The organism is Chrysanthemum yellows phytoplasma, from assembly GCF_000803325.1.
GTDB lineage: Bacteria > Bacillota_I > Bacilli_A > Acholeplasmatales > Acholeplasmataceae > Phytoplasma > Phytoplasma asteris.
In genome coordinates this window covers 1-2,419 of sequence record NZ_JSWH01000005.1, presented here as the reverse complement: position 1 = coordinate 2,419, position 2,419 = coordinate 1, and the positions used below count along the sequence as shown (strand labels likewise).

4 protein-coding genes are annotated in these 2,419 nt (G+C 26.7%); all 4 read right to left on the bottom strand.

Features of this window, described 5'->3' with window-relative positions; genetic code table 11:
• The coding region (locus OL66_RS00025; protein ID WP_034171963.1) for a hypothetical protein at window positions 1–316 on the bottom strand (316 nt) is incomplete at its 3' end.
• 53 nt (window positions 317–369) lie between these two features.
• Window positions 370–1,740, bottom strand: a complete 1,371-nt coding sequence (locus OL66_RS03560; protein WP_052177916.1) for an ATP-binding protein — start codon at window positions 1,738–1,740, stop codon at window positions 370–372.
• A 27-nt stretch (window positions 1,741–1,767) separates the two neighbouring features.
• The gene (locus OL66_RS00015) at window positions 1,768–1,953 is read right to left on the bottom strand and encodes a hypothetical protein (protein ID WP_034171962.1); all 186 of its coding nucleotides are present in this window, start codon (window positions 1,951–1,953) and stop codon (window positions 1,768–1,770) included.
• A 69-nt stretch (window positions 1,954–2,022) separates the two neighbouring features.
• A complete protein-coding gene (locus tag OL66_RS03800) occupies window positions 2,023–2,166 on the bottom strand; it encodes a hypothetical protein (RefSeq protein WP_156956330.1) in 144 nt (47 codons plus the stop codon).
• Window positions 2,167–2,419: the final 253 nt, after the last annotated feature.

The window sequence follows — 2,419 nt, the reverse complement described above, 5'->3', positions numbered from 1 at the left end:
ATTTATAATTATTATTTAATTTTTGTGTTAATTCATCTAATCCGCCATACACTTCTTTAAAGACTTCATCTAAATCGTTTTGTTGTAATGTTTGTTTGGTTTCTAAAAACTTTCTTTTAGAAGCTTCTACAAAATAAGCAATTAATTTATCACATTGAGCTTCTTCCATTAATTGATTAATTTTAGGATTTAAGGTTTGGTTGAAATAATGCATTGCTTGTGTTGAATAAAGAACTTGTGTATTTCTTTTATTATAAACCTTAGCTAATTCTTGTAATTCATTACAACGTTCTTCTGGTGTATTAAGGATTTTCATACCATAAACTTGATAAAAAGCTGCTCTTAAATCAACTACTCTAACTTCTTTTTCTAAGTCCTTTTGTAATTGTTTAACTTTTGCTTTAAAAGGTTTTTTTCTTGGTCCAATTGTGCCAGTTTTTGTACTAATTTTGTTATGTCTTCTTCTAATTTTAATGGGTCTTCTTTTTGTAATAGTTCTTCTTTTTCTTTTTGTTTATCTTTTGTTTGTTGTTTTAGTTTTTCAGCCTCTGGATTTGGTTGTTGAGGTTGTTGTTCACTGTTTGGAGAAGTTGGCGTTACATCTTGTGGCAGAGTTGAAGAAGCATTTGATTCAGATGTTTGTAGAGTTGATGAGGTAGGAGGTTGTAAGGGTTTTGGTTGGGATTGTTTCTCGTTTAATTTGTTTAATTCTTCTTGCAAAAACTCTATTTCAAAATTCAATTTAGCTATTTTTTCTTCTAATATAATTTGTTGGGCTTTCTTTTCGGCTGTTTCTTTTTCTATTTTTGTCTCTTGTTGTTTGATTTGTGCCATTTGGCTTTCATTTTCAACTATTTGTTCTAATTTAATTTTTCTATTATGCAATTGTGTTTTTAATTCTTGAATGTCTTTTTGGAGTTGGTCTTTTTCTTCTTGTGATAAAGATAAAGTATTTGCTTCTAATTGTAATTTTTTAGTTTTATCATCAATTTCTTTTTGTTTTGCACGACTTTCAGCACTTAAACGATTATTCATATTAATAACAGATGATTCAATCATATTTTCTAAACGTCTATTAGAACGCGATTCTGCATCAAACTTATCAAGAAAAGGATTAACAGTTTTTAAAAGATATTCTAATGCTTCTTCGTGAAAAGGATTTTTTCTTAAAACATTAATCATTAAATCTAAGTATTTAGCTCTGGCTGTTGCATGACCAACTTTAATTTCAATATGATAAGTAAAACGTGATTTAATAGCTTCATCTATTTTATCAAAATAGTTAGTTGCTCCAATAATTAAAATAGGTTTTTTAGGATCATTTTTTGTTGAGGTTAATTCAGTTTTAAATTGGTTTACAACGTTAGGTAGATCTGAAGATGAATTTGCAGTTTTATTTAGATATTTAAAAGCTTCTTCACATTCATCAATAAAGATAATAGAAGCTTTTACTCCTTCTTTTTTATTATGTAATCTTACATCTTCAAATAACTTTTTAACAAACCTAGGACCATCTCCTACAAGAGTTTGATAAACAAATTCAGCAGCATTAGTTTCATAAAAACCAACTTGTCTACCAGCTTCTTTAGCAAGTGCTCTAGTAAAGAATGTTTTACCTGTTCCGGGAACCCCATAAAATAAGACTCCTTGAGGTGGTTTAACTTTCCCAACACCTACATAAGATAAAGGATCACTTAAATAATTAAGAAAACCTTGTAATTGGTCTATAACACTTTCCATCCCAATAGTTTTTTTAAAACTAGGTAATCATTCAAATTCATCTAAAGGCATAGGAAAATATCTAGTACCTTCAGGAAATTTATCTATGTGTTGTAATTGTTTTTTAGATGGATCATTTTTATTAGCTAATGCATTTATAAGGTCATTTAGAGTATGTAGATTATTTCCATGAATTATATCTTCCATCATTTGTTGTAATTCTTGAATAGTCATAAGATTTTCATCAGTTTGAGTATTATTATTTTCATCAGTTTGATTATTATTTGTTTGGTTTTCTTTTAATTATTTAACTTCTGTTGATAAACTTTCAACATCTGTTTTTGTTGTAGTAATTATTTCATTTGTTTTTTGAAAGTTTTTATCCATTGTATCATTTGTCATATAAGAAAAAACAACAGAACCACCTAATGCTGTAATACATATCAAAATAATAATTACAAAGAAAAACGTATTACTTTTAGATTCATTATTAGAAACTAGATTTAATGTTTCATCATATTCAAATTCATTTTCTTTTACTACTTTAAGTTTATTTTTATAATCTTTTGTTTTTTTAATTTGAACGTTAGTTGCTTTTTCATTAACTTCAACTTCTTTTAATGCTTTATCCTTTTTAGGTTCATTTTTTTATATGCCATGTTATAATTAACCTTTATTTTCATTATTATATTATATATTA